The sequence below is a fragment of the Kitasatospora purpeofusca genome, assembly GCF_042691725.1.
GTDB classification, from domain to species: domain Bacteria; phylum Actinomycetota; class Actinomycetes; order Streptomycetales; family Streptomycetaceae; genus Kitasatospora; species Kitasatospora purpeofusca_B.
Map to the genome: position 1 here is coordinate 8,720,072 of NZ_CP170483.1, position 24,580 is coordinate 8,744,651.

At 75.2% G+C, this 24,580-nt stretch carries 21 protein-coding genes; 11 read left to right on the plus strand and 10 right to left on the minus strand.

The features are described 5' to 3' along the window. Positions 1-31: 31 nt before the first annotated feature. The 4 genes from ACFCLZ_RS37355 to ACFCLZ_RS37370 form a co-directional block, all read right to left on the minus strand. On the minus strand, positions 32-1,225 hold the full coding sequence (locus ACFCLZ_RS37355; RefSeq protein ID WP_380282366.1) for an MAB_1171c family putative transporter: 1,194 nt from the start codon (positions 1,223-1,225) through the stop codon (positions 32-34). Further along, positions 1,212-1,781 carry a hypothetical protein gene (locus ACFCLZ_RS37360; RefSeq protein ID WP_380282367.1) on the minus strand — a complete coding sequence of 190 codons (570 nt, stop codon included), beginning with the start codon at positions 1,779-1,781 and terminating at the stop codon, positions 1,212-1,214. The genes ACFCLZ_RS37355 and ACFCLZ_RS37360 overlap by 14 nt, the downstream gene beginning before the upstream one ends. Positions 1,782-1,860: 79 nt before the next feature. Further along, positions 1,861-2,391: a hypothetical protein gene (locus tag ACFCLZ_RS37365; RefSeq protein ID WP_380282368.1), complete on the minus strand. Its 531-nt coding sequence runs from the start codon at positions 2,389-2,391 to the stop codon at positions 1,861-1,863. Between the two features lie 80 nt (positions 2,392-2,471). Continuing rightward, positions 2,472-3,119: a hypothetical protein gene (locus ACFCLZ_RS37370; RefSeq protein WP_380282369.1), complete on the minus strand. Its 648-nt coding sequence runs from the start codon at positions 3,117-3,119 to the stop codon at positions 2,472-2,474. A gap of 230 nt (positions 3,120-3,349) precedes the next feature. On the opposite strand from ACFCLZ_RS37370, the gene ACFCLZ_RS37375 reads away from it, so the two are divergent. Further along, positions 3,350-6,193: a hypothetical protein gene (locus ACFCLZ_RS37375; protein ID WP_380282370.1), complete on the plus strand. Its 2,844-nt coding sequence runs from the start codon at positions 3,350-3,352 to the stop codon at positions 6,191-6,193. A gap of 29 nt (positions 6,194-6,222) precedes the next feature. Here ACFCLZ_RS37375 and ACFCLZ_RS37380 read toward each other — a convergent pair whose 3' ends face one another. Next, positions 6,223-7,002: a VOC family protein gene (locus ACFCLZ_RS37380; protein ID WP_380282371.1), complete on the minus strand. Its 780-nt coding sequence runs from the start codon at positions 7,000-7,002 to the stop codon at positions 6,223-6,225. Positions 7,003-7,195: 193 nt separating this feature from the next. On the opposite strand from ACFCLZ_RS37380, the gene ACFCLZ_RS37385 reads away from it, so the two are divergent. After that, a complete protein-coding gene (locus ACFCLZ_RS37385; protein WP_380282372.1) occupies positions 7,196-7,732 on the plus strand; it encodes an AAA family ATPase in 537 nt (178 codons plus the stop codon). A 98-nt stretch (positions 7,733-7,830) separates the two neighbouring features. Here the strand turns inward: ACFCLZ_RS37385 and ACFCLZ_RS37390 are convergent, their stop codons facing one another. After that, the gene (locus ACFCLZ_RS37390) at positions 7,831-8,139 is read right to left on the minus strand and encodes a DUF1232 domain-containing protein (RefSeq protein WP_380282373.1); all 309 of its coding nucleotides are present in this window, start codon (positions 8,137-8,139) and stop codon (positions 7,831-7,833) included. 150 nt (positions 8,140-8,289) lie between these two features. On the opposite strand from ACFCLZ_RS37390, the gene ACFCLZ_RS37395 reads away from it, so the two are divergent. From ACFCLZ_RS37395 to ACFCLZ_RS37405, 3 genes are all read left to right on the plus strand, one after another. Beyond that, positions 8,290-8,769 carry a flavin reductase family protein gene (locus ACFCLZ_RS37395; RefSeq protein WP_380282374.1) on the plus strand — a complete coding sequence of 160 codons (480 nt, stop codon included), beginning with the start codon at positions 8,290-8,292 and terminating at the stop codon, positions 8,767-8,769. Between the two features lie 116 nt (positions 8,770-8,885). Continuing rightward, entirely contained in the window at positions 8,886-9,386 is a 501-nt protein-coding gene (locus ACFCLZ_RS37400; RefSeq protein WP_380282375.1) for a YfbM family protein, read from the plus strand. A gap of 148 nt (positions 9,387-9,534) precedes the next feature. Continuing rightward, positions 9,535-10,632: a chemotaxis protein gene (locus tag ACFCLZ_RS37405; protein WP_380282376.1), complete on the plus strand. Its 1,098-nt coding sequence runs from the start codon at positions 9,535-9,537 to the stop codon at positions 10,630-10,632. Positions 10,633-10,861: 229 nt separating this feature from the next. Here the strand turns inward: ACFCLZ_RS37405 and ACFCLZ_RS37410 are convergent, their stop codons facing one another. Continuing rightward, positions 10,862-13,327 (minus strand): SpoIIE family protein phosphatase, encoded by a 2,466-nt coding sequence (locus tag ACFCLZ_RS37410; protein WP_380282377.1) that lies wholly within the window; start codon positions 13,325-13,327, stop codon positions 10,862-10,864. A gap of 47 nt (positions 13,328-13,374) precedes the next feature. Next, positions 13,375-16,830 carry a HAMP domain-containing protein gene (locus ACFCLZ_RS37415; protein WP_380282378.1) on the minus strand — a complete coding sequence of 1,152 codons (3,456 nt, stop codon included), beginning with the start codon at positions 16,828-16,830 and terminating at the stop codon, positions 13,375-13,377. A 260-nt stretch (positions 16,831-17,090) separates the two neighbouring features. On the opposite strand from ACFCLZ_RS37415, the gene ACFCLZ_RS37420 reads away from it, so the two are divergent. The 3 genes from ACFCLZ_RS37420 (at position 17,091) to ACFCLZ_RS37430 (ending at position 19,092) form a co-directional block, all read left to right on the plus strand. Then, positions 17,091-17,963, plus strand: coding sequence for a SigB/SigF/SigG family RNA polymerase sigma factor (locus tag ACFCLZ_RS37420; RefSeq protein ID WP_380282379.1), 873 nt, complete (start codon positions 17,091-17,093; stop codon positions 17,961-17,963). Between the two features lie 116 nt (positions 17,964-18,079). Then, on the plus strand, positions 18,080-18,475 hold the full coding sequence (locus ACFCLZ_RS37425) for an STAS domain-containing protein (protein WP_380282380.1): 396 nt from the start codon (positions 18,080-18,082) through the stop codon (positions 18,473-18,475). A gap of 146 nt (positions 18,476-18,621) precedes the next feature. Further along, positions 18,622-19,092 (plus strand): ATP-binding protein, encoded by a 471-nt coding sequence (locus ACFCLZ_RS37430; RefSeq protein WP_380282381.1) that lies wholly within the window; start codon positions 18,622-18,624, stop codon positions 19,090-19,092. A 48-nt stretch (positions 19,093-19,140) separates the two neighbouring features. Here the strand turns inward: ACFCLZ_RS37430 and ACFCLZ_RS37435 are convergent, their stop codons facing one another. After that, positions 19,141-19,923, minus strand: coding sequence for a hypothetical protein (locus ACFCLZ_RS37435; protein WP_380282382.1), 783 nt, complete (start codon positions 19,921-19,923; stop codon positions 19,141-19,143). A 190-nt stretch (positions 19,924-20,113) separates the two neighbouring features. Here ACFCLZ_RS37435 and ACFCLZ_RS37440 point away from each other — a divergent pair, with 190 nt between their 5' ends. Beyond that, positions 20,114-20,512, plus strand: a complete 399-nt coding sequence (locus tag ACFCLZ_RS37440) for an SsgA family sporulation/cell division regulator (RefSeq protein WP_380282383.1) — start codon at positions 20,114-20,116, stop codon at positions 20,510-20,512. Positions 20,513-20,608: 96 nt separating this feature from the next. Here ACFCLZ_RS37440 and ACFCLZ_RS37445 read toward each other — a convergent pair whose 3' ends face one another. Then, positions 20,609-22,378, minus strand: coding sequence for an oleate hydratase (locus ACFCLZ_RS37445; protein WP_380282384.1), 1,770 nt, complete (start codon positions 22,376-22,378; stop codon positions 20,609-20,611). 340 nt (positions 22,379-22,718) lie between these two features. Between ACFCLZ_RS37445 and ACFCLZ_RS37450 the strand changes: the two genes are divergently transcribed. Together ACFCLZ_RS37450 and ACFCLZ_RS37455 are read left to right on the plus strand one after the other, a co-directional pair. After that, a complete protein-coding gene (locus ACFCLZ_RS37450) occupies positions 22,719-22,982 on the plus strand; it encodes a hypothetical protein (protein WP_380282385.1) in 264 nt (87 codons plus the stop codon). A 173-nt stretch (positions 22,983-23,155) separates the two neighbouring features. Next, positions 23,156-24,520, plus strand: a complete 1,365-nt coding sequence (locus ACFCLZ_RS37455) for an erythromycin esterase family protein (protein ID WP_380282386.1) — start codon at positions 23,156-23,158, stop codon at positions 24,518-24,520. Positions 24,521-24,580: the final 60 nt, after the last annotated feature.

A 24,580-nucleotide genomic window follows, 5' to 3' on the forward strand; every position in this document is an offset into this window, starting at 1 on the left:
CACCGGGCGGCGGTGGCGGTGGCGGCGGCGGTCACCCCGCTCCGCCGCCCCCGCCCGGCACGCCGCTGACCGCCGCGAGGCGCCGGGCGGCCGCGACCACCGCGGGCAGCTCGACGGCCGCCGCGACCTGCTCGAACCAGGCGATCTCGGCCTCCAGGTCCAGCGCCTCCCGCACCTCGGGCCGGCCCTCGGAGCCGGCCGGGACGCCCGCGAGTTCGGCCGCCGCGGCGTAGCGAAGCAGGGCCGCCTCGACCGCCGGGGCGAGCCGGCCGCCGCCGAGACCGGCGGCGGTCAGCTCCGCCTCGGCGGCGCCCTGCCGGGCCGCGTCGAGGTGCCGCTCCAGCGTCAGCGCGCTGTCCCGGATCTCGATCACGTACCGGTACAGCCGCAGCCGGGGGTTGTGGCGCCGAAGCTCCTGCGGCAGTGGCAGCGCCACCCCGGGCGTCGCCGACTGCAGCAGCCGCCAGAGCGGGGCGATCCGGTCGGCCTGCCGGACGGCCAGCCGCTTCTGCCGGTGGTCGGCCAGCGAGGGCCAGGCCACCGAGAGCGCGAACAGCACCAGGCCGAGCGCGAGCAGGACCTGGCTGGTGCCCGCGACGGCCGCCGGCGCCAGGTCCTCCCGGCCGCACTGGCGGACCGTCAGATACCAGAGCCGGTGGGCCAGATAGGCCGAGGCCAGCACGGTCGACACCCGCATCAGCTGGAGCGAGGTCCGCATCGGCCCGGGCGCGGCGTGCCTCCCGTGCACCCACCAGAGCCGGGCGGCGGCCAGCACGCCGATCGCGATGTCGGCGGTCAGCACCACCCAGTAGAGGTAGACGGTGAAGGAGCCCTGCGCGTACGTCAGCAGGTCGACCTCGCCGTCCGGGCGCGGCATCGCGGCGAACAGCGCGGTGAGCGCGGCGGCCGCGGCCGCCAGACCGGCCAGGTTCAGCCGCGACACCCGCCCGTGGGCCCGTCCGGTGATCTCCCGGACGAACTCCAGCGCGGTCGCCGTCGCCGCCAGGCCGGCCAGGTGGACCAGCAGGTTGGTGACGCTGGCGACGCCCAGGGCCGCGTCCACCATCCGGCGGACCACCGGCGCCCCCAGCGTCATCGACACCGCCCAGCACGCCCACATCGCCCGCAGCACCCGGGCGCGCCGGGGAGCGTCGAGCAGCCCGCGCAGGCTCCACAGGGTCAGGATCCACACCGGCGGCAGCACCGCCAGGTCAAACGGCCGCATCCGGCCCCCTCCACTCGTAGGTGTCGGCGAAGGTGCAGCGCACCAGGGCGAGCGTCTCGGCGGACTCCCGGGTGGCGCCCGGCAGCGCGGCCGGGAGGGTGTCGAAGTGCTGCCACAGCAGGGAGGCCAGCAGTTCGGCCTCCTCCTCCTGGTCGGTGGTCGCCCGGGTGCGGTCCCGGGCCAGCAGCCGGGCGGCCATCGCCGGGTCGAGGTCGGGGAAGAGCTGCCGCAAGCCCGCGTGGTCCGGCGGGCCCTCCTGCCGGTGGTCCAGCAGCATGTGCGCCAACTCGTGCAGCACGATGTGGGTCTGGTGGACGGGGCTGGTCACCGCCGCGTAGTAGACGTGGTCGGCGCCGCCGAGGGCCATCCACACCCCGCAGATCCCCGACCCGCCGCCGGAGTCGGCCCGGGGCAGCGGGATCAGCCGCATCGGCCGGCCGCGCCGCCCGGCCACCGCGTCGGCCAGCCGCTCGACGGTGAAGGGTCCGGGGACGTCCAACTCGCCGATCAGCCCGTCGCACCGAGCCTTGAACGGCCGCCACTCCACTTCCCGCATGCGCACCCCCGGTACGCACGACTCCTCGTCCGCGCGGTCCCCGCACCACGCGCGCCCGCCCGTGCGCCCTTGACGGAGTCTAGACGAACGGTCCGGCGGCGGGCGGCAGATCCGTGGACGAACCACCCGCCCCCACCTCGGACTCCAGCAGTCCGCTGCGCTCCACCAGCGAGCGCACGGCGTCCACCCCGTGCGCCGACATGGTCGCCACCGCGGCGGCCCGCAGCGCGACCGAGCGGACGTCGTTGGCGCGCATCGCGGCGATCAGCGAGAGCTGCGCCGTGACGCGCTCCGCCACCTCGTCGTCGATGAAGTAGGCCTGCGGGACGCCGAAGAAGTCGCCGAGCGCGCGCAGGGTGCCGACGGTGGGGTTGGCGGCCCTGCCCTTGACCAGCATCCAGAGCCGCCCGACGGAGAGCTTGGGCTCGCCCGGCCGGGCGGCGTCGCGGATCCCGTCCACGACCTCCTGGAGGGTGTACCGCCGGCCGAGCGGCTGCACGTGGGCGAACAGGAACTCGATCCGGCGCCCGAGCCGTTCCGCCTCGGGATCGGTCGGCCGGTCGTCCTCGGCCCGCGCGGCGTCCCCGCCGTCCTGCCCGCTCACACCCATGACCCCTCCACCCACCGGATCCGCCCAGTATTCCAGGTCCGCCGGGGCGGCCCCGTCCCCGCGCCGACGGGGCCGGCTGCCTACCGTCCGGCCAGGGTGACGGGCAGTCCGGCCTCGATGCGCTGCAACAGGCGGCCCCCGTGGACGCCGGGGGCGTCGAAGCCGCGCAGCTCGTCGGGGTCGTTCTCGTCCTCGGCGCGCAGGACCTCGGGAACCAGCACGTTCTCGGGGGCGACCGGCGTCTGCGGGTCGGGCGCGAGGTACGGGGGCGCGAGCACCGGGCCGTGCAGGGTGCCGCCGATGAGGTCCGGGCTGAACTCGGAGGACAGGACGGTGACCTGGGCGCGCAGGTCGCCGTTTATCATCACCAGCTTGTCGGTCATGTGGCCGACGAAGGCGCCGACCCGGACGTTCCCGCGGACCAGGAGCTTGGCGTCGCCCTCCAGGTAGACGGCAGCGGCCCGCAGGTCGCCGAGGACGATCAGCGCGGGGCAGCCGTCGTCGGTGTTGAGGATCGCGCCGTCGACGGTGAGGTCGCCGTCGACGATGTAGCCGGTGCCGTCCGGCTCGGCGGCGTCGAGGTCGAGGTTTCCCTCGACCGACAGGTCGCCGGCGTGGACGTCGTACTCCTCCTCGTAGAGGTTCTCGTAGGAGTCCTCGGGCAGGCCGCGGCGCTCGAAGAGGGCCACGGAGTCGTCCCAACTGTGCAGTGCGGTCGTGATGTTCATGGACGGAACTGTCCCACGCGCCACTGTCAGCCGCCCCCCGCCGGCCCGCTCCGGCGCGGGCGGCTGGGCGAAAGGGCGGGCGGGCGAAAGGGCGGGCGGACCTTGCCCGAACGGCCGGGCCCTGCCCGGAAGGCCCTTCCGTTCCTCCGGGTCCATCTGACAGCATCGTCCGCTATTCGGCGCTCGGGGGCCGGTGATCGGTGCGCCCGGCGCGCGGGGGAGGAAGCGGGATGCTGGACCACGGCGTGCACGGTCGCCACGGCGACGCCCATCGGCCGGCGTCCTGGGTACGGACGCGGCTGCGGTCGGCGCGGGCGGCCGCCCTGCTCACGGCCGTGCTCACGCTGGCCACCGTCTTCACCGCGGCGGCACTGCCCAGGGCCGCCGACCGGGGCGCGGACAGCGCGGTGGCCGGGTTCGTCCTCGACCGCGGCGTCAAGGCCACCAGCCTCCACCTCACCGCCCGCCCGCGCCCCGGCGCCCGGGCCGCCGACCTCGACACACTGCGCGAGCGGCTGGTGGCGCGGATCGGCTCCGACCTCCCGCTCACCCGGGACGGCGAACACCACGGCACCCGCGCCCTGACCGACCGGCCGATGCTCGGCGACGGGTACGACCGGCCCGGCGGGATCGCCCCGCAGCTGCACCTGACGTACCTGCGGGGCCTCGCCGAGCACGCGACCCTGACCGAGGGCAGCTGGCCCGGCCCCGCCCTGCCCGGGGAGCCGCTGCCGATCGTCGTCAGCGCGCGGGCCGCCGAGAGCATCCGGCTCGAGCTCGGCGACCTCGTCGACGGCGGCTCCGACAGCGGCGCCGACGACGGAGCCCCGGTGCGCGCCCGGATCGTCGGCCTCTACCGCGCCGACGACCCCCGCGAACGCTTCTGGCAGGAACTGCCCTGCCCCGACCGCGCCTGCCTGAAGACCCTCGACGGCGGCGGCGTGCGCTGGGAGACCGGCGGCTTCGTCGGCGCGGACGGCCTCGCCGGGCTGCTCGCCTGGGGCGGGGGCGGCGAGGACTTCTGGCGCCTGCCCCTCGACCCGCACGCCCTGCGCGCCGACCGGCTCGCCGAACTCCGCTCCGGCGTCGGCTCGTACCTCGCCGGTCCCGGCGCTGTCGGGGCCGCCGAGGAGACCGGCCGGCCCGACCTGAGCGTCTCCACCCTGCTGCCCGGGGTGCTCGCCGACGCCACCGCCCGCCACCGGGCCACCGCCCCGCTGGCGGCGATCGGCCCGGCCGGGGTCGCGGGCGTCATCGCCGTGGTGCTCTGCCTGGCCGCCGCCCTCGCCGCCGACCGGCGCGCCGCCGAACTCCGGCTGCTCCGGGCCCGCGGCGGCTCGCGCACCGGCGTCCTGCTGCGCCTGCTCGGCGAGAACGCGGTCACCGTCCTGCCGGCCGCCGCCGCCGGCACCGCGCTCGCCGTCCTCCTGCTGCCCGCCCCGCGCTGGACGGCGTCCGCCCTCGCGGCCGGCGCCACCGCCCTGGTCGCCCTGCTGGCCTTCCCGCTGCGCGCCGCCCTGCGGCCGGCCCGGCCCCGGACCGCGCGGACGGGGACGACCGCGCGGACGGGGACGACCGTACGGACCCGGCGCCGGCTCGTCGGCGAACTCCTCGCCCTCACCCTCACGGCCGCCGCCGTGGCCGAGGTCCGCCGCCGGGGCGCGGCCCCGCCCGGCGCCGGACCGGACCCACTGCTGGTCGCCGCACCGCTGCTGGTCGCGCTCACCGGCGGCCTGCTGCTGGCCCGCGTCCAGCCGTGGCTGGTCGGCCGGCTCGCCGCCACCGCCCGGCGCGGACGCGGCCTGATCGGCTTCCTCGGCCTCGCCCGGACCGCCCGCGACGCCACCGGCCACCGCCGGCCCGCCGTGCTGCCGACGCTCGCGCTGCTGATTGCCGTCACCACCGCCGGCTTCGGGGCCACCGTGCTCGACACCGTCGACGGCGCCCGGCTGCGCGCGGCCCGCACGGCGATCGGCGGCGACGCCGCGGTCTCGGTCCCGCTCGACGCACCCCTGCCCGAAGCGTTCCTCACGGCCGCCGCCGCACTGCCCGGCGTCCGCGCCGCCGGCCCCGTCCGGATCGAGCGGCAGACCTACGTCCTCGGCACCGGCCGGCTCGCCGTCCAGGCCACCACGGTGGTGGTCGAGCCACGGGCGTACGCCGAGATCGCCCGCACCGTCGGCGCCGGCCCGTTCGACCCCGCCGCCCTGACCGCGCCGCCCGGCGGCCCCGACACCCCGCTGCCCGCCCTGGTCAGCCCCGGCCTCGCCGAGCGGCTCCCGGCCGGCCCGCAGCGGCTGCGCACCCCCGGCGGCGAACTGCTCGTCGCCGTCGCCGGCACCGTGGCCGCCACCCCCGCGCTGCCCGAGGCGATCCGCGAGTTCATCGTGCTGCCGGTCGGCCCCGCCTCGGCGCGGCTGCCGGAACTCGCCCGCGCCGACAACTGGTTCGCCGTCGGCGACATCGACGGGGACCGGCTGCGCTCGCTCTTCGCGCACAGCGGCCTCGCCGACGCGACGGGCCTGGCCGAGCTCCTGCGCGCGGAGGCCCGGGAGGTCAGCCGGGAACCGGACGGCATCCCCGACGGCTACCAGGTGCGCACCAGCCGCGAGGTGGACGCCCGACTGGCCGCCGACCCCCTCCAGCACTCCACCGTGCGGCAGTTCCGGTCCGCGGCCGCCGCCGGGACCGGATTCGCCCTGCTCGCCGTCCTGCTGACCGTGCTGCGGGCCTCGCCCGACCGCGCGGCGCTGCTCGCCCGGCTGCGCACCATGGGACTGCGCCCCCGCCAGGGCCTGGCGCTGATCATCGCCGAGACCGTCCCGCAGACCCTGGCCGCGGTGGCCGGCGGCGCCGCGGTCGCGACGGTGGCCGTCCTCCTGCTCGGGCCGGCGTTCGACCTGTCACTGCTGGTCGGCGCGACGGTGGACGACGCACCGGCCCCGCGCGTCCTGCCGGTGCTGGCACCCACCGCGGCGCTGGCGCTGCTCGTCTGCGCCGCGGTGGTGCTGGAGGCGCTGGTCTCCGGTCGGCGCCAGATCGCCGCCGAGCTGCGGGCGGGCGACCGCCGCTGAGCCGGCGGCGGGCACCACCGCGGCTCCGGTTACGGCGAGGCCGGGGTGACCAGGGCGAACGGCGCGCCCTGCGGGTCGGCGACCACCGCCATCCGCCCGGCGATCATGTCGAACGGCGGGGCCAGGACGGTGCCGTTGCGCTTGACCAGGGCGTCCACCGACGAGTCCACGTCGTCGACCGCGAAGTAGGTCAGCCAGTGCGCCGGGGTGCCGGGCGGGTCGTTGGCGAGCAGCGTCGCGCCGCCGACCGGCCGGCCGCCGACCCGCAGCTCCCAGTACGCGTCCGCGCCCTCCAGCGGCTCGATCTCGATGCCGAACGCCTCGCCGTAGAAGGCGGTGGCGCCCGGCAGGTCGCTGGTGTGCAGCTCGTTCCAGGTCAGCGCGCCGGGCTCGTTGACCACCTGGGCGCCGAAGAACGCGCCCGGCTGCCAGACGCCGAACACCGCGCCCTGCGGGTCGGCCGCCACCAGCATCCGGCCCAGGTCGCCGACGTCCATCACCGGGGCCAGCAGGGTGCCGCCGGCGGCGACGATCGCGTCCTGGGTGGCCTGGGCGTCGGTGCTCGCCAGGTAGCCGGTCCAGACGGTGGGCGGTTCCGGCACGCCCTCGGGGGCCATCACCGGGCCGATGCCCGCGGCGGCCTTGCCGTTGAGCTCGCAGACCGCGTAACCGCCGAACTCGGCCGGGCCGGGCGTGCCCTGCCAGCCGAGCAGGTCGCGGTAGAAGTCCAGCGCGGCCTGCTGGTCCCTCGCCATGAGATCGACCCAGCACGGGGTCCCGGTCGCGTACGGAGTGGTGACTTCGGGCATCCTCGCTCCTTCTGGTGAGTTCCCCCGCCGGCCACCCTCCCCCCGCCCGGCCGCGATCCGGCCCCGACACGCCGCCCCGGCACGCCGGACGGGTCATTCCTGCGGTCCTGGAGAAGGCCGGCCAGCGAGGGAGCGCCTGGCGGGCCGGCGCCGGGGCGGTGTGGAACGAAGGCCTTCCGGGGACGGTCCCGGCATGACGGGCAGCCGGGAGACGGTGTTGATCGTGGTGCGCGGACCGAGCGGCGCGGGGAAGTCGAGCGTCGCCGCGCGGCTGCGCGCCGCGTACGGGCGGGGCGTCGCCCTCGTCGGCCAGGACGTGCTGCGCCGGACGGTGCTGCGTGAGCGGGACATCGCCGCAGGGGCGAACATCGGCCTGATCGACCTGGTCGCACGGTACGCCCTCGACCACGGCTTCCACGTCGTGGTCGAGGGCATCCTCACCGCCGACCACTACGGGCCGATGCTGGCCCGGCTCGTGGCCGAGCACGAGGGGCGCAGCCATCTGTACTACCTGGCGGTCGACTTCGACGAGACGGTGCGCCGGCACGCCACCCGCCCGCAGGCCACCGAGTTCTCCCCCGAGGACATGGCCTGCTGGTACCGGGCCGACGACCTCCTGCCCGGCGGCCTCGAACACGTCGTCCCGCAGCGCAGCACCCTCGACGGGACGGTCCGCAGGATCCTCGCCGACACCGCCCTCACCCCGCCCGGCCGGACACCGCGGCCCTGACGGTCCTCGGCCGAGCTCCTCGGCCGGTCCGCCGATGAGCACTGTGCGCGGCCTGGGGAGGCCGCCCGTGAGGGGCGGGTGTCCCGGGGGCGGTCGCGTCAGGCCGACCGGTGGCGGTCGGCCGCGGCGGATCCGCGCGAGGCGTTCCCGACCGCCTTGTGCAGGGTGCGCAGGGCCACCAGGAGCAGCCCGATGTCGTCCAGCAGGATGGGGTCGGGAAGCAGGTCGACGGGGCTGACCAGGTAGGCGATGGACGCCCAGAACAGGACCTTGGCCGACATCGGGATGCCGGTCGAGGCGAGGAGCTTGCGGGCCCGGACCAGTTTCACCGCCAGGACGACCGCGACCGCCAGGGTGGCGGCCACCACCGCGCCGGTGACCCACCAGAGGACGCCGCTTCCGTCCATCGGTCCGCCTCCCACTCGATCCGGCCACTCGCCGCACGGCCCTGCCCAGCCTACGGGAGACGGGGCCGGACGGTCAGGACCGGGATGTCGATCCTCCCGAGGTCCTCGGTGGAGTCGGTCTCGGCGAACGCGGGCTCCTAGGCTGGGGGCATGGGCGACTTCGACACGTTCGCGGCCCTGCTGGACTACCCGGTGTACGTGGTCACCGCGCCCGGGCCGCCGCCGGCGGGGTGCCTGGTCGGCTTCGCGGGCCAGTGCTCGATCGACCCCGTGCGGTTCGTGGTGTGGATCTCCAAGGCCAACCACACCCATGGCGCCGCCCTCGCGGCCGCCGCGCTGGGCGTCCACCTGCTGCCGTACGGGCACGGGCTGGCCGCGCTGTTCGGCGGCCGCAGCGGGGACGACACCGACAAGTTCGCGGGCGTCGAGTGGTACCACGGGCCGTTCGGGGTGCCGGTGCTCGCGCAGGCGCCGGCGTGGTTCGTCGGCCGGGTGCTGGACTGCGCCGACTGGGGCGACCACACCGGCCTGCTGCTGGCCCCGGTGGCCGTCGAGGCCCCGCCCGCCGGCGCCGCCGCGGTGCTGTCCTACCGCGACGTCGACGACCTCGAGGCCGGCCACCCCGCCTGAGCCGGGCCCGGCGCGACACGGACCTTCGTCCGTTCCCCGGTGGGACGGCACCGCGGTGCGGAGCGCGGCCGTACGGGCCGGGCCGGCCTGTCGGTGGCCCGGCCTAGGCTGCGGCCATGAGCATGATCGGGCGGTATCTCCGGCTCAGCGCCGGGGAGTTGGGGCGGGCGGCGCGGGAGCCGGAGTGGGCCCTGGAGTTCGTCGAGGAGCTGGACGAGGCGGACGGCGGTGAGCGTGCGTGCGGGTGGGCGCGGCTGCACGAGACGGGGAAGGCGTGGCAGGCGCTCGACTTCCTGCTGCGCCGTCACGGGTTCCCGGTCGACCTCGTGCACGGGGAGGAGGAGCTGCCGGGTGCGGAGGACTGGGGGTACGGGCCGCCGTCCCTGATCGCCCCGGACCGGGTCCGGCTGGCCGCCGAGGCGCTCGCCGCGCTCGACCCGGGACGGCTGACCGAGGGGGTCGCGGCGGTGGACCTCGCCGAGGCGCGGGTCTATCCGCAGGGCCTGTGGACGGACGAGGACTCGTTGCACCTGGTGACGGCCGAGTACCGCGCCCTGGCGGACTTCCTGCGGGCGGCCGCGACCCGCCGGCACGGGGTGCTGGTCTGGATCGAGTGACGACGGACGACCGGCGGCGAGCGGCAGGCGGCAGGCGGCGGGCCGAGTGGCATCTCGGTACATTGAGGGCATTACGGACATGCGGGAGCGGTTCCGGGCTCCGCGTGTCCAGGCAGAGAAGGCCGAGCCGCCTTCGGAAAGGGTCTCCATGCAGCGCGCCCTCAGCCCCGCCGTCCTCGCCGAGCTGCGCCGGCCGAGGCGGTATCCGGCGGTGTCCATCCTGATGCCCACGCACCGCCGGGAGCCGGACAACGCGCAGGACCCGGTCCGGCTGCGCAACCTGCTGGCCGAGGCCAAGGAGAGGGTCCAGGCCGACCCCGAGGTCTCCCGCGCGGACCGGATCGACGTGCTGGAGCAGCTCGACCGGGCCCTCACCGAGGTCGACCTGGTGCACGCCGAGGACGGCCTGGCGATCCTCGCCGCCCCCGGGGAGCACCAGGTGTGGTCGCTCGGGCGCACCGCGCCCGCCCGGGTGGTGCTGTCGGACACCTTCCTCACCCGCAACCTGGTCGCCGCCCAGGCCGCCGAGCGCCCCTACTGGGTGCTCGCGGTCGCCGCCGACCGGGTGGTGCTGTGGGGCGGTGACGAGGAGCGGGTCACCGAGGACCGCGCCCACGGCTTCCCGCTGGTGCGGGTCTTCGACAACCCCGACCCCGAGCGGCAGGAGCGCATCGGCGACACGCCCAGCACCTTCCGCGACGAGGAGACCAAGACCTTCCTGCGGCAGGCGGACACCGAGGTCGGCAAGCTGCTGGCCGCCGTCCGCCGCCCGCTCTACGTGACCGGCGAGGCCGCCGCGCTCGCCCTGCTGGACGCCGTCGGCCCGATCGCCAAGGAGGCCACCGAGCAGATCCCGCACGGCGGCCTCGCCCAGGCGGACGCCGAGACGGTCCGCAAGGTGGTCGAGCCCGCCGTCCGGGCCCAGGCCGAGCGCGAGACCACCGAGGCCCTCACCCAGCTCGACGCGGCGCGCGGCCGCCAGACCTTCGCCGCCGGCCTGGACGAGGTCTGGCGGGCCGCCGGCGACGGCCGGCTCGGCCGGCTGGTGGTCGAGGAGAACTTCCGCACCACCGTCCGCGACGACGGCGAGCACCTGGTGCCGGCCGCGGCCGAGGAGTCCGGCGCGCGCGAGGACATCGTCGACGAGGTCGTCGAGCGCACCCTCGACACCGGCGGCCGGGTCAGCTTCGTGCCCGACGGCACCCTGTCCGACGCCGGGCGGATCGCCGCCGTCCTGCGCTACTGAGCTTCGCCCGGGCCGCCTGTGACGCCGTGTCGCAGGTGGCCCGGGCGCGCCGTGGAACCCGACCGCCCGAGGGCCCGACGGTGACCGGAGCAGGACCGCCGGCAGTTCGGCGACGGCGCGGCCGGCACCCCGCACGAACGGGCGCTCGGCCTCCGGCAGGGCCTGGAACGCATCGCGGACGCCTGGTCCGACACCGCCGCCGCCGAGCCCGTCCGCCCCGCGCCGCGCGCTACCGCACGGCGATCCCGACCAGGCAGGTGTCGTCGTCCGTGTCGGCGTTGCTGTAGCGCAGCAGGTGGTCCAGGTGCTCCTCCAGCCCGTCCGCGCCGCCGGCCGCCGCGGTGCGGGCCTGTTCGGCGAGCGCCATCAGACCGGCCAGCGACGCCTGGAAGGACTCGTCGCGGCGCTCGATCAGCCCGTCGGTGTACATCACGAGCTCGTCGCCCGGCTCCAGGACCAGCTCGCCCTCCTCGTACTCGGCCTGATCGACCGCGCCGAGCAGGATGCCGCCCAGCTGCGGGAGCACGGCCGCCCGCCCACCGCGCAGCAGCACCGGCGGCGGATGGCCCGCCCGAGCCCAGCGCAGCCGGCGCGAGCCGGGCCGGTAGAGGCCGCAGACGGCGGTGGCGGTCACGTTGTCGGTCAGGTGGTGGGTGACGCTGTTCAGCCAGCCCAGCAGCTGGCCCGGCCCGGCCCCGGTGGCGGCCAGGCCGCGCAGCGCGTTGCGCAGGGCGACCATCCCGGTCGCGGCCTCGATACCGTGGCCGGCGACGTCGCCCACGCACAGCAGCACGTCCCCCGAGGGCAGCGGCAGGGCGTCGTACCAGTCGCCGCCGACCAGGTGGCCCTTCTCGGCCGGCCGGTAGCGCACTCCGACCCGCAGGTCCGGCAGGTCCAGCGGGCCGCGCGCGGGCGGCATGATGGCGTGCTGCAGCTGGAGGGCGAGGCGGCTGCGCTCGGCGGCCTGCTGCTCGCTCTGGGCGAGCTGGTCACGGGTGGCGGCGAGCGCGACCTCCGTCCAGTGCTGGGCGGAGATGTCCTGGTAGGCGCCGCGCACGGTGCGCAGCCCGCTGCCGGGCTCGTGCACCGGCTCCGCGACGACCCGGATGTGCCGGGTGACGCCGTCGGGGCGCTGCAGCCGGAAGGCGGTGGACGCCGGGCGGTGGTGGTGCAGCAGGGTGCGCAGGAAGCGGCCGAGGGCGTGCCGGTCGTCCGGGTGGGCGTGGTCGGGGAGCTGGTCGAGGGCGATCGGCGATGCGGTGGGCGGCAGCCCGTGCAGCTCGAACAGGGTGTCGTTCCAGGCGATCCGGCGGGTGCGCAGGTCCTCCTCGAAGCCGCCGATCCGGCCCAGCCGCTGGGCGTGCTGGAGGAGCCGGGCCACCCGCGGGGTGCCGTCGTCCAGGCGCCAGACCACCGCCAGGTGGCTGCCGTGGCGGCTGATGCTCACCTGCGCCCGGGTGACCAGCGGCACCCCGTCGACCAGGGCGGCGAGCCGCAGGTCGGGGGCGCGGAACGGCTCCCCGGTGGCGAAGACGTGCTCGACCTTCTCGGCCAGTCCGCCCGGCTCGGCCGCCAGCGGGTAGGCCTCCAGCAGCCGGGCGCCGGCGATCGCGCCGGTGGGCCGGCCGGCGAAGTCGACGAAGGCGGGGTTGACGTGCCGGATCACGAACGGCGGCGGCAGGTCGTCGCCGTCGGGCGCCACCCGCAGGACCATGCACGGGTCGAGCAGGCCGTCGGTGAGCTGCCGCAGCTCCTCGAACTGCGTGTCCGCGGCCTCCGGCGCGTGCGGCCCCCGCCCGGCCCCGGACTCCAGGGTGGCGGCGGCCACCTCGGCGAGCGCCTCGAACTGCCGCTGGAGCGGCTGGGGCAGCTCCGGCAGCTCCTCGTGCCAGCAGAGTTCCAGCACCCCGATCAGCCGCCCGCCCCTGCCGGCCGGGACGGCCAGCCGGCCGCCGCGGATCTCGTGCTGGCCGACCGAGGGCAGCGAGGCCTCGTCGAGGGTCGGACAGCCGACCGCCGCCCGCTCGTCCAGGGCGCGCCGGGCCGGGGTCGGCACGCCCGGCGGCACGTGGCGCCAGCGGCGGGCCTCCTCCTCGTGGAAGCCGGCGCTCCCAGCCAGTGACAGCGAGAGGTCAGGGTGGGCCGCCCAGAGCGCGACGGCCGCCACGCCGAGCGGGCGCAGCGCGTGGTCGAGCATGGCCCGGGCGGCCGCCGCGGCGTCCCCGCCCGCGAGGGCGTCCGCCTCGGTGCTCCGCAGCCGGACCGCCACCGGTTCGTCCGGTCCGTCCGGTCCGTCCGGGGGCACGGCGGCCCCTTCGACGAACGCGCGGGCGAGCGCCGAGATCTGGTCCGCGGCGGCCTGGTTGACGAGGTCGGCGGCCAGCGCCAGGGTCGACACGCCCGACTGCTCGGCGAGGCTCTCCAGCTGCCCGGCCGCCTCGGTGGGGCCGCAGCGCAGCCGTTCGACGAGTACGCCGACGCCCATCTCCACCACGGCGCGGCCCGCGGAGTGGGCCTGGGCCCGCTCCAGTTCCAGCCGCAGCCGCTCCACGGTGCCGGCCAGCCGCCCGACCGCCGTCGCCTCCCCGGCCGGCGTGCCGCCGACCGCAGCGGGGCCGCGCTGCGGGCGGACCCGCGGTGCGCCCTCGGACGGCGCGGGAAGGCCCGTGGGCGGGGGGTCCTGCGGTTGCTGCACGGTGGTGACTCCTGGGGCTTCGGGCCGGTGGCCGCGGCGGGCGGACGCTACCGGGTCAGGTGGTGCCTGATGCGGCCGATCACCTCGGCCGCCTCGACCGGCTTGGTGATGTAGTCGCTGGCGCCCGAGGCCAGGCTCTTCTCCCGGTCGCCGATCATCGCCTTCGCGGTCACGGCGATGATCGGCAGCCCCTCGTGCTCGGGCATCGCGCGGATCGCCGCGGTGGCCGTGTACCCGTCCATCTCCGGCATCATCACGTCCATCAGGATGACGTCGATCCCGGGATGGGCGGCCAGCGCCTCCAGCGCCGCGCGGCCGTTCTCCGCCTGGAGCACCCGCAGGCCGTGCAGCTCCAGGATGCTGGTGAGCGCGTAGAGGTTGCGGTCGTCGTCGTCGACCACCAGCGCGGTGCGGCCGGCCAGCGTCGGATCGGCCTGCGGGCTCCAGGCGGTGCCGCGCTCGGCGCCGCGCACCAGCGGCAGCACCGCCCCGGGGCGGTCGGCGCTCATGTGCAGCGCGACGCGCTCGCGCAGCTCGTCCAGGCTGGACAGGAACTCCAGCGGCCGGCTGCCGTCCCGGCGCACGGCGTGCTCGTCCTCCGCGCCGACGCCCCGGTTGTGGTGCGCCAGCACCGGGACGGTGTGCAGCGCCGGGTCGCGCTCCATCTCCGCCAGGAGCGTCGCCGCGCTGCCGTCCGGCAGGTCGAGCTCCAGGACGACGCAGTGGCACGCGGAAGTGGCCAGCGCGGTGGCGGCCTCGTGGGCGCCGACCGCGGTGACGATCTCCACCTGGCGCCGCGCACCGGCGTAGCGGGCCAGGTCGGCCACGGCGTTCTCCGCCACCAGCGACAGCAGGCCGTTCGGGCGGCCCTCCACCACGAGCAGGCGGCGCGGACCGTCGGCGCCCGGCCGTCCGTCGGGGCCGTCCTCCTCGTCCCCGGACGGCTCCGGGGCGCGGCTCGGTGCCCGGCGCGTCGCCCCGTCCGTGCCGACGGCCGTGTCGGGCCGGGCGGCGGGGAGGTACAGGGTGAAGGTGCTGCCCCGGCCGAGGGTGCTCTCGACGGTGATCGCGCCGCCGAGCAGGTAGGCGATCTCGCGGCTGATCGACAGGCCGAGACCGGTGCCGCCGTACTTGCGGCTGGTGGTGCCGTCGGCCTGCTGGAAGGCGCCGAAGACGGTCTCCAGGTGCTGGGGCGCGATGCCGATGCCGGTGTCGCCCACCCGGAAGGCGAGCACCGGGCCGCCGTCGCGCCGTACGCCGTCGGGGAGTTCGGCCGCGGCGGCCGGCTCGATGCGCAGTTCGATCCGGCCCTGCTCGGTGAACTTGACCGCGTTGGACAGCAGGTTGCGCAGCACCTGGCGCAGCCGGTAGTCGTCGGTGGCGAGTTCGGCGGGCACGCCGTCGACCGTGTGGACGGCGAAGGCGAGGTTCTTCTGACCGGTCATCGGGCGGAAGGTGGCCTCGACGTAGTCGAGCAGCGCGCCCAGCGGCACGGCCTCGACGTTGACGTCCATCTTGCCCGCCTCGACCTTGGAGAGGTCGAGGATGTCGTTGATCAGCTGGAGCAGGTCGGAGCCGGCCGAGTGGATGATGCCGGCGTACTCGACCTGCTTGGCGGTCAGGTTCCGGGTCGGGTTCTGGGCGAGCAGCTGGGCCAGGATGAGCAGGCTGTTGAGCGGGGTGCGCAGCTCGTGGCTCATGTTGGCCAGGAACTCCGACTTGTACGTCGAGGCGAGCGAGACCTGGTGGGCGCGGTCCTCCAGCTCCTGGCGGGCCTGCTCGATCTGCAGGTTCTTGGCCTCGATGTCGCGGTTCTGCGCGGCGAGCAGCTCGGCCTTCTCCTCCAGCTCCGCGTTGGAGGCCTGGAGCTCCTCCTGGCGCGCCTGCAACTCCTCGGAGCGGGCCTGGAGTTCGGCGGTGAGCCGCTGGGACTCGCCGAGCAGTTCGTCGGTCCTGGCGTTGGCGATGATGGTGTTGACGTTGACGCCGATGGTTTCCATCAGCTGGTCGAGGAAGTCCCGGTGGACCTGGGTGAACGGCTGGACGGAGGCCAGTTCGATCACGCCGAGGACCTGCTCCTCGACCACGATCGGCAGCACCACCAGGGACAGCGAGCCGGTGCGGCCGAGTCCGGAGGAGGCGGCCAGGTAGTCGGGCGGCAGCGAGTCGACGGTGATGGTCCGCCGGCTGCGCGCCGCCTGGCCGACGAACGACTCGCCCAGCCGGAAGCGGGTGGGGCGCTCGCCGTCGGGGAACGCGTAGGAGCCGACGAGCTGCAGCACCGTCCCCTCGGGGCCCTCCTCGGCGAGGTAGAAGGCGCCGCACTGCGCGGAGACCAGCGGGGCGAGTTCGTCCATCACGGACTCGGCGACGACCACGAGGTCGCGCCGGCCCTGCATCAGCGCCGAGAAGCGGGCCAGGTTGGTCTTCAGCCAGTCCTGCTCCTCGTTGGCGCGGGTCGTCTCGCGCAGCGACTGCACCATGAAGTTGACGTTGTCCTTGAGGTCGGCGACCTCGCCGGAGGCGTCCACGGTGATCGAGCGGGTCAGGTCGCCGGCGGCGACGGCGCTGGTCACCTCGGCGATCGAGCGCACCTGCCGGGTGAGGTTGCCGGCGAGGCGGTTGACGTTCTCGGTCAGCCGCTTCCAGGTGCCGGAGACGCCGTCCACCTGGGCCTGGCCGCCGAGCCGCCCCTCGGAGCCGACCTCGCGGGCGACCCGGGTCACCTCGTCGGCGAAGGAGCTGAGCTGGTCGACCATCGTGTTGATGGTCTCCTTCAGCTCCAGGATCTCGCCGCGCGCGTTGACGGTGATCTTCTGCGACAGGTCGCCGCCGGCCACCGCGGTGGCCACCTGGGCGATCGCCCGGACCTGGCCGGTGAGGTTGCCGGCCATGAAGTTCACCGAGTCGGTCAAATCGCGCCACGTCCCCGAGACGCCCTTCACGTCGGCCTGGCCGCCGAGGATGCCCTCGGTGCCGACCTCGCGGGCCACCCGGGTCACCTCGCCGGCGAACGAGGACAGCTGGTCGACCATCGTGTTGACGGTGTTCTTCAGCTCCAGGATCTCGCCCCGGGCGTCGACGGTGATCTTCTGCGACAGGTCGCCCTTGGCGACCGCGGTGGCCACCTGGGCGATGTCGCGCACCTGGGTGGTGAGGTTGCCCGCCATCGCGTTGACCGAGTCGGTGAGGTCGGCCCAGGAACCCGACACGCCCGGTACCTGGGCCTGGCCGCCGAGCCGTCCCTCGGTGCCGACCTCACGGGCGACCCGGGTCACCTCGGAGGTGAAGCGGGACAACTGGTCGACCATGCCGTTGAACACGGTGGCGATCTCGCCCAGCAGCCCGTCCGCGTCGGCCGGCAGCTCGGTCCCGAAGTCGCCGTCCCGCACCGCCGTCAGCCCGGCGAGCAGCAGCCGCAGCTCGGGCTCGCCCATGTGCGCGGTGTCGGGTCCTCCGTCCTGGTCGTGCTGCGGGCCGTGGAAGGTCGTGGGGCCGGCCATCGAACGCTCGCCTCCGATCCTGGCGCCGCGGGAACGGGTCGGCGGACCGGTTCCCGGGCGCGGTGTGTACCGCCTCGGAGGCTACCCCACCCCTTACCGCGGTTGAAAAAAGTTCGGTGCCTGAGGCAACCTTCCAAGGGTCCCGCCGCTCCGACGCCCGTCCGGCCGCCTCTGCGAAACCTTCACAGACGGCGACTGCATCCTTCCGCGCATCCGGGGTAGCGGGCGCAGGACCGTGCCGACACGACGGAAGGACTCCCATGGTGGCCCCCACCGGTGACTTGCTCGTTCCCGCCGTTGCGTCGTCCCCGAGCGGACTGCGCGACCTTCTGCCTCCCGAACTCGCGGCCGTCGAGGACCCGCGCGAGGTCGCGCCCGCGGACGCCCGCGAACTCACCAAGGTGCTGCTGCGCCGCCTGGCGACCCTGGAGGAGGGGACCCGGGAGTACTCGTACGTCCGCTCCACGCTGGTGGAGATGAACCTCTCCCTGGTACGGTTCGCGATCCGCCGCTTCGACTCGCACCGCGAACCGAAGGAGGACCTCCTCCAGGTCGGCGCACTCGGCCTGATCAAGGCCATCGACCGCTTCGACCCCGAACTCGGCGTGGAGTTCACCACCTTCGCCCTGCCGACCGTGCTCGGCGAGATCCGGCGGCACTTCCGCGACACCACCTGGGCCGTCCACGTCCCGCGCCGCCTCCAGGAGCTGCGCATCACGCTGGCCAGGGCCCAGGAACGCCTCGCGCAGCGCCTGGACCGCGCCCCGACCGTGGCCGAGCTGGCCGAGCACGTCGGGATCAGCGCCGAGGAGGTGGTCGAGGGCCTGACCGCGGCCAACGGCCACACCGCCGGTTCCCTCGACGGCGGCGGCGAGGACGGCGACGGTCCCGGACCGCTGGGCGACCACCTCGGCCGGGACGACCGGGAACTCGACCTCGTCGAGGACCTGGTCGCGCTCAAGCCCCTGGTGGCCGCCCTGCCGGAGCGCGAGCGCCTGATCCTCTCCCTGCGCTTCTGCGAGGACATGACGCAGTCCCAGATCGGTGCCCGCCTCGGCCTGTCGCAGATGCACGTCTCCCGGCTCCTGAGCCGCACGCTGCGACATCTGCGCCAGGGGATGGGGGCCGCCTGACCGCACCGCGCGGTGCGGCTCCCGGGAGCGCGAGGGCCCCGATCCGCCACCCCTCACTTGGCCGACGGGTGTGATCTCCGTATGGTCGGATCGTACGGACATGGAGGGGGACGACGATGATGCCATCCGACGACGACCGGGGAGAGAGCGTGCCGGCGGCCTCCCGACCGCGTCCGGAGCTGGAGGTGGAAACCCGCCCCGGACCCGACGGCGCCGTGGTCTGCGTCCTGGCCGGCGACCTCGACGTCGAGACGCTGGCACCGGCCGCCGAGGCCCTCGCCGACCTGGTCGCCCAACGGCCCGCGGCCGTGGTGATCGACCTGCGCGCAGTGGGCTTCTGCGACTCCTCGGGCCTGAACGTCCTGCTCCGCACCCGCCTCGCGGCGGAGCGGGCGGGACTGGAGCTGCGCCTCGCCGCCGTTCCGGCCACGGTCATGCGGGTCCTCGACCTGACCGGGGCGCGGACGGTGTTCGCCATCCACGAGTCGGTCGGCGCGGCCCTGGCGGGGTGAGCCGGGGCGCGCGCCGGCCCGCCCGGCGCGCCGGATCCGGACCGGTTCCCGTCGGGCGCTGTCCGGCGCGGCGGCAGGCATAATTCCGGAACCGCCGGGAAACCGACCAAGCGGAAGACGCCGTCGATCCGAAAGGGTGCCCTCCTATGACGCTGAGCCGGGGAACCCTGGACGGAGAACCCCAGCCGGCCGGACCCGCGGCGCCGCCGGGCGGTCAGCGAAGGCGGCTGACCCTGGCCGGGCTCCCCAAGCCGGTCGCCCACGCCAGGACCTTCACCGCCCAGGCGCTCGCGGACTGGTACCCGTCCGGGGTCGGCGACGGGATGGCCGAGGACGTCGTGCTGCTGGCGGCGGAGCTGGTCGCCAACGCGATGCTGCACGGGGACGGCCCGCTGGAGATGGTCCTGGACGTCACCGGGGCCCGTCTGCGGGTCGAGGTCAGCGACCGCAGCCCCCTCATGCCCACCCCGCGCCGGCCGCACAATCCGGCGCTGCCCGGCGGTCACGGCCTGTTCATCGTGGAGCGCACGGCCGACCGCTGGGGCGCCGAGCCGCACAGCCAGGGCAAGGCGATCTGGGCCGAGGTCGACTCCGCGCGCCTGCTGCGCGGCCACTGAGCAGCCACTGGGCGGCCCCGGCCCCCGACGCCTACGGGCCCCCGACGCCTACAGGCCCTCGACGGCGCGCGCGTCACCGGTCAGCGCGTAGCGGCGGCAGGCCAGCAGCTCGTCACAGGTGCTGCCGACCTCCTCGCCGAGCAGGTGCAGGACCGCCTCGGCGTCGTGGTCCGAGATGTAACCCGGTGCGACGCGCAGCGCGAGCAGGCCCAGCTCGCGGAAGCCGCCCCGCAGCCGCCGCTGCACGTCCAGCCCCTCGGTGACGGTGGTGCGCCACGCCTCGACGTCCATGCCGTCGGGCCCGCGGACGGTCCGCAGATCGGCGGGCGGGACGTCCGGGCGCTCGCGGAGCTCGGTGACGGCGTCGGCCACGACGGCGGCGACCCGGGCGGGCTCCTGCGGCTCGTCGCCGGCCTCCGCGCGCAGCCGGCCCACGCGCTCGGCGAGCAGATCGGCCAGCTCCGACAGCCGGCCGCGCAGGTCCACCACCGCCCCCACGTCCAGCACCGCCCAGGCGTCCCAGGCATGGGCGAACGAGGGGCCGGCCTCGCGGGCCACGGTCTCCTCGATCACCCCGGCGGTGGCCGCGAGGTCCAGCAGCCGGTAGGCCGTGGACCGCGGGACCCCGAGTTCGGCCATGGCGTAGGCGTCCCACGAGGGATGGCCCAGCACAGCCCACGCCCGGCCCTGGTGCGCGGCGCGCACCCGCCGGGTCAGTACCAGCGCGGCGGTGCGGGGCTCCGCCACCGCCGCGCGCAGCTCGTCCGTCAGACGCCGCGCGTCGGCCCCGCCGACCGCGGTGTCCACCTGGGGGTTGCGGGTGTCCTCCATACGCCTTGCTTGCCCGCTGCGCGCCGGACGAACCACCCGATAGCGGGGCGAACCGTCCGTGACCGACCGCTTCCGCGCCCGCTCCGCCCGCCGGGTGGCGCGTCCGCCGATTGCGTGGCATGACCGGGCGCCGCCGGGGCAGACGGTGCCCACAGCGTTCGACAGCACGAGTCGAGGGAGGGCGGGGCCGATGTCCGAAACGGTGGCGGCACAACTGAGGATGCGTCTGATCACCGGCGAGGCGCGGGGGCGGGACCTGGACGTCGAGTGCCGCTACGAGACCGGCGACCCGTTCGCCGTCCACCTGGACTTCGGCGCCGACGAGGGGGCCGTCTGGGTCCTGGCCCGCGACCTGCTGGCGGCCGGCCTGCGCGGGCCGGTGGGCGACGGCGACGTCCACATCGAACCCGGCGGCACCGGCGAGCACGTCTTCATCGCGCTGGGCGGCGAGGCCGGGGTGGCGCTCCTGAACGCCCCGACGCGCCCGCTCGCCCGCTTCCTGCGCGCCACCGGTCGGGCGGTCCCGGTCGGCTCCGAGTCCGACCGCATCGACTGGGACCGCTGCATCAGCGACCTGCTCTCCGCCTGACCGCTGCGCCCCGGCGACCGCCGGCCCACGGCCACGGGCCCGGCGGGCCCGCGGACCGGTCCAGGTCCGCGGGCCCACCGGGCCCGTGGCGTGCCGCTACCGCCCCTCGTCGATCAGCCCGAACTCCTCCAGCAGCGCGCCGACCTCGGTCGCGTCCAGCCGGTGCAGCAGCCGCTTGCGCAGGAACTCCGGGCCGGGCAGGCTCAGTTCGGCCCCGTCGCGCAGCCGGCTGGTCGCCGCGAGCAGCTTGCGCACGTCATAGGTCGAGTTGAACACCTCAGGGACCCCGCGTTCGACGTCCAGCAGCCGGTAGGCCGCCTCCATGCCGGTGCGCACCGAGTACTCGGTGGTGAAGATGCAGTCCCGCCCGGTCTCCGCGAACTGGCCGATGAACGCGAAGTTCACCGCCCCGTCCGGCACCACCTGCGGCCGGTCGCCGGCCTTGCGCGGCAGGAAGAACGAGGTCACGTAGGGCATCATCACCGGCACGCAACGCGCGGCCCCGGCGGCCAGCTCGGGGATCTCCGCCTCGGGCACGCCCAGGTGGTACAGCCACTCCTGGGTGATCTCCTCGCCGGTGCACTCCGCCATCGGCTTGCGGACGAAGTCGCCCGGCCGGTCGACGAAGAGCGAGTACAGCCAGACCACGATCTGGTCGGCCGGCTGCTGCTTGAAGTGCGGCTGGCGGTTGACCGTCCAGCTCAGCAGCCAGGAGGAGTCACGGGCGGTGACGATGCCGCCGGTGACCACGCCGCCGCCGAACGGGTCGCGCTTGGCGACCTGCTGGATGTACCGGGGGATGCGCGGGTCCAGGGTGGTGACGGTGGCCGACTCCCACTTGCTCTGCGCGATGTCGCCGCAGAACACCTCGGGGCGGCCGAACTCCGGGTCCTTGGCGGCGATCCGCCGCCACAGGTCCCAGGCCGGCGCCGGACCGTCGTCCAGCCGGGCCGGGGTGTGCTGGTCACCGTTGTCGGAGTTCTCGGTGAGCGAGCCGATGGTGGTGAACACCAGGTCGTCCTCGCCGAGTTCGACGCCGCCGGGCTTCCCGGCCTCGGTCCAGTGGATCCGGGTCGCCCGCTTGCGCCCCGGCGTGAGGTCGAAGTCGATGTCGGTGACCTCGGTCTCGAAGCGGAAGGTCACGCCCTGGTCCATCAGCCAGCGGGTCAGCGGCAGCACCATCGACTCGTACTGGTTGTACTTGGTGAACTTCAGCGCGGAGAGGTCCGGCAGCCCGCCGACGTGGTGCACGAAACGGTGCAGGTAGAGCTTCATCTCCAGCGCGCCGTGCCACTCCTCGAAGGCGAACATGGTCCGCCAGTACAGCCAGAAGTTGCTGTCCAGGAAGTCGCGGGAGAAGACCTCGTCGATCCGCTTGCCCTCCAGCTCCTCGCGGGTGGCGAGGAAGATCCGCACCAGGTCCTTCTGCGCCCGGTCGTTCAGCGCGAACAGGCCGTCCGTGCGGGCGTCCCGGCCCCGCTGCTCGGTGACCCGCTGGAGGGAGAAGTTCGGGTCGTCCTTGTTCAGCCAGTAGAACTCGTCGAGCACCGAGGCGCCCTCGACCTCCAGCGAGGGCACCGAGCGGAAGAGGTCCCACAGGCACTCCATGTGGTCCTCCAGCTCGCGGCCGCCGCGCACCACGAAGCCCTTCTCCGGCTCCTTGATGCCGTCCAGCGCGCCGCCGGGCAGCCGCAGCCGCTCCAGAACGGTGATCCGCTCGCCGGGCACCTGCGCGTCGCGCACCAGGAACGCCGCCCCCGCGAGCGACGCCAGCCCCGAACCGACGAACCAGGCGCTCGCCCGGTCGGCCCGCTCGGGCTTGCGCGGCCTGGCGAACGCCTCGTAGTTCCCGCTGCTCCAGTACACGTGCACTCCCTCGATCGGTGGATCGGCCGTCCGCGCGCCGGCATACCTCGCCCACGCTTGCCAACGGCGCCTGCGGCGGCAACGCGGCTGGTCCGAACGGGTGACACCCCGCCGGCCCGGCCCGCTGCGCCGTGATCACCAGACTGCGCCCGTGCGGGCCGGCCGCGAATCGGTCCACCGGGACCCGATCGCGGCCCGGAGGCCCCGGGCCGATGGTGCGTTTGGTCCCGGTTTGCCCGCCGGTGTCGCGGGGCAGGGCCGCAGGCGCCCCGACACGCCGGACGGCCACGAACAGCCCACCCAGGGTGTCCCGGCGGCGCGGGCGGCCGATCCTCGAGCCATGGCCTCGATCGTCGTTCTCTACGAGCTGGAACCCGGCGGGCTGCTCGGCCCGGACGGGGTCGAGCCCGCCGTGGCGGCCGTACACGCCGCCGGGTCGGACCCGGACGTGCCGGAGGACCCGCTGCCGCGCACCCTGTGCGGGCGGGACACCGGCGACCTGGAGCACGCGCACTTCCGCCCGGGCCTGGGTGAACCCTGGTACCCGCCGACGCTTGCCGACCAGCGGTGCCGGGAGTGCGAACGGGCGCTGCGCGCCCTCTGACGGACGGCGGGCCGCCGCCGGCCGGGGGGTGAGCCGCCGAATTTCGTCGGGGGTTTCCCCCCGGGGAAGTCGGAGGCCGTCCCCAGGGCGCCGAGGGGGCCGCCGCCGCGAAGATCAACTCATCGAACGCCGAGGTCAACGGTGTTCCATCGAGTTGAGGAGTGGTCGGAACGATGACGGCTGACAAGCGGATCGGGCGGCGCGGACTGCTGCTGGCGGCGGCGATTGCGGCGGCCGTGTTGGCCCCGACGGCGGCGAGCGCCGCCCCGGCGGACCCGGCGGGGGTGCACACGGCGGACTCCCGGCAGGCCGCGGTCGTACGGGCGCTGGAGAGCGTGGCCCAGCCGCTGCGGACGACGGAGCCCGGCGGCCGCAGCGCCGACCTCCGGGCCCTGGGCGCGATGATCGGCGACGCCACGGTGGTCGGGCTCGGCGAGGCCACCCACGGCTCGCACGAGTTCTTCGCGATGAAGCACCGGCTCTTCCGCTACCTGGTCGAGGAGAAGGGCTTCACCACCTTCGCCCTGGAGACGAGCTGGACCAGCGGCCTGCAGATCGACGAGTACCTCCAGGGCGGCGGCCCGGGCGACGCGCGGCAGGTCGTCAAGGACGCCCTGGGCGGCAGCCCGTGGGAGCGCGAGGAGTTCGCCGACCTGATCGCCTGGATGCGGTCCTACAACCGGAGCCACCCCCGGAACCCGGTCCACTTCCTGGGCGACGACCTCGGCCTCCCGAAGCTCGGCGACCCGGCCTTCGACCGGGTCGCCTCCTACCTGCGGCAGGCACGGCCGGCCGCCCTGCCGCAGCTCGAAGGGCTCTACGCCGGTCTGCGGCCCCTGGACGACCTCTTCGGCTACATCGGCAAGCCGGTCGCCGAGCGCCGGGAGAACGCGGTCAAGGCCCAGCAGGCGCTCGATCTGGTCACCGTGAACGGCACCCCCGGCGACGACGCCTACGAGTGGGCCGTGCAGCACGCCCGGAACATCGCCCAGACCTTCGCCTTCGCCACCTTCGACCTCGCCGATCCGGCCTCCGTGTCCGCCGCGGAGCAGCTGCGTGACCGGGCGATGGCCGAGAACACCGCCTGGTGGCAGCGCCGCACCAGCGGCAAGGTGCTGATGTCGGCGCACAACGGGCACGCCGGCTACCTGTCCACGGACACCTTCCTGTACCCCAAGCCGCAGGGCTCGTACCTGAGGGACGCCTACGGCCGCGACTACGTGGCCATCGGCTTCACCTTCGACAGCGGCTCCTTCCTCACCACCGACGCGGTCCTGACCGGAGGCTGGAAGTCCGTCACCGTCCCGGCGGCCACGCCGGACATGAACGAGCACACCCTCGACCGGGTCCGCCACCGGGACTACTACGTCGACCTGCGCACCGCGCCCCGGGCGGCCCGCGACTGGCTGGACGTCTCCCGGCCCACCTACGACGCCGGTTCGATCTTCGTCAACGACCCCCTGCCGCGGCTCGCGATCGGCCGGGCCTACGACGTCCTCATCCATCTGAACCAGGTCACCGAGGCACGCACGTTCTGACCGGACGCCCGGCGGGCCCCTGGTCCGGCCCCGCTCACGAGCTGAGGCCGGGCCAGGGGA